At 66.3% G+C, this 1,946-nt stretch carries 2 protein-coding genes; both read left to right on the top strand.

From position 1 onward, the window contains the following. The first annotated feature begins 16 nt into the window (after positions 1-16). Positions 17-1,096 (top strand): AAA family ATPase, encoded by a 1,080-nt coding sequence (locus tag EOA33_RS34060; RefSeq protein ID WP_127407606.1) that lies wholly within the window; start codon positions 17-19, stop codon positions 1,094-1,096. Between the two features lie 3 nt (positions 1,097-1,099). Next, the coding region (locus EOA33_RS34065; protein WP_245482521.1) for a DUF5682 family protein at positions 1,100-1,946 on the top strand (847 nt) is incomplete at its 3' end.

Raw genomic sequence — 1,946 nt, forward strand, 5'->3', positions numbered from 1 at the left:
ACCCGGAGATGATCGCATGAACGCAGCCATCCGCCTTCCGGCCGAGCAGGTCTATGCCGCCGAACTGCAGGCGCTCGCGCGCGGCGACGACCGCCAGAAGCCCGCCGGCTGGAGCCTGTCGCCGAAGGCCGTGCTTACCTATCTGATGGGCGGCAAGGCGGACGACGGCACGGTGATTTCGCCGAAATATGTCGGCCGCCGGCAATTGATGGAAACGGCGGTGGCCACGCTCGCGACCGATCGCGCTCTGCTTTTGCTCGGCGTGCCGGGAACGGCGAAATCCTGGGTTTCGGAACATCTCGCCGGCGCCATCATGGGCAATTCCAAGCTGATCGTGCAGTGCACCGCCGGAACCGACGAGAACCAGATCCGCTACGGCTGGAACTATGCCCAGTTGCTGGCGAAGGGCCCGAGCCAGGAGGCGCTTGTGCCGACGCCGCTGTACCGCGCCATGCAGGAAGGCAAGCTCTGCCGCCTGGAAGAGCTGACGCGCATGGGCTCCGACGTGCAGGACACGCTGATCACCGTGCTGTCGGAAAAGATGATGCCGGTGCCGGAGCTCAACACCTCGATCTACGCCCAGCGCGGCTTCAACATCATCGCCACCGCCAACAACCGCGACAAGGGCGTCAACGAACTCTCCTCGGCTCTGAAGCGCCGCTTCAACGTCGTGGTGCTGCCTCTGCCCGGGGACATGGCGGAAGAGGTTTCGATCGTTTCCAGGCGCGTCGGCGAGATGGCCGGCGGATTGGACCTGCCAGTGCCGAAGAATGTCGGCGAGGAGATCGCCCGCGTGCTCACCATTTTCCGCGAGTTGCGCTCCGGCGCGACGGCCGACGGCAAGGTGACGCTGAAGACGCCATCTGGCTCGCTCTCCACCGCCGAGGCGATCGCAACCGTGATCAGTGGCCTCAGCCAGGCGGCATGGTTCGACGACGGCAAGTTTCACGCCGAAGGTTTGGCGCCGAGCCTTGTCGGCGCGATCGTCAAGGATCCGGTTCAGGACAAGGTCGTGCTGGAGGAGTATCTGGAGACGGTGCTGAAGAAGCGGTCGGACTATGCCGGCTACTACGCGGCGCTCAACGCGGCCATCTGAGCCATGACTGAGGGCGGCATCAGTTATTTCGGCATCCGCCACCACGGACCGGGCTCCGCCGAGAGCCTGGTCAAGGCATTGCAGGAATTGCAGCCTGTCGCCGTGTTGATCGAAGGGCCGGTCGATGCGTCGCCGCTGTTGCCGCTGCTCGCCAGCCCCGACATGAAGCCGCCGGTGGCGCTGCTCTGCTATCCCGAGGACGATCCGGCCGCGACCAGCTTCTGGCCGTTCGCCGAATTCTCGCCGGAATATCAGGCGGCGTTGTGGGCGGTCGCCAACAAGGCGGCGCTGCGCTTCATCGATCTGCCGTCCGCGGCGCGGCTGGCCGAGAAGGCGCCCGAAAGTCCGACCGACACCGATACCGCCGAAGCGGAACCTGTCGAAGAGCAAGGCGAGGAAGCGACGCGCATCCAGGATCCGATCGGCACCCTGGCGCGCGCCGCCGGCTACGAGGATGGCGAAAGCTGGTGGTCCGATATCATCGAGCAGAATCCCGCGCCGGGGCCGATCTTCGCGGCCATTGCCGACGCGATGACGACGCTGCGCGACGGCGAGGGTGTGATCGGCAAATTCGAGGCGATGCGCGAGGCGCACATGCGGCTGGAAATCGCAGCCGCGCGCAAGGAGTTCGATGGGCCGCTAGCGGTCGTCTGCGGCGCCTGGCACGTGCCGGCCTTGCAGGCGGCGCATACGCAAAAGAGCGACCAGGCCCTGCTCAAGGGAATGGCCCGCCGCAAGACCATGATGACCTTCGCGCCGTGGACGGGGCCGCGCCTGGCGCTCGGCTATGGCTACGGCGCCGGCGTCGTTGCGCCCGGCTGGTGCAAGCATCTGTGGCAGACGCGTGCGC

Origin of the sequence: Mesorhizobium sp. M4A.F.Ca.ET.050.02.1.1, from assembly GCF_003997725.1 — a bacterium.
Taxonomy (GTDB): domain Bacteria; phylum Pseudomonadota; class Alphaproteobacteria; order Rhizobiales; family Rhizobiaceae; genus Mesorhizobium.

Excerpts from the sequence above, each read along its gene's own strand:
- EOA33_RS34060 (WP_127407606.1), top strand. The coding sequence starts at position 17 with ATGAACGCAGCCATCCGCCTTCCGGCCGAGCAGGTCTATGCCGCCGAA.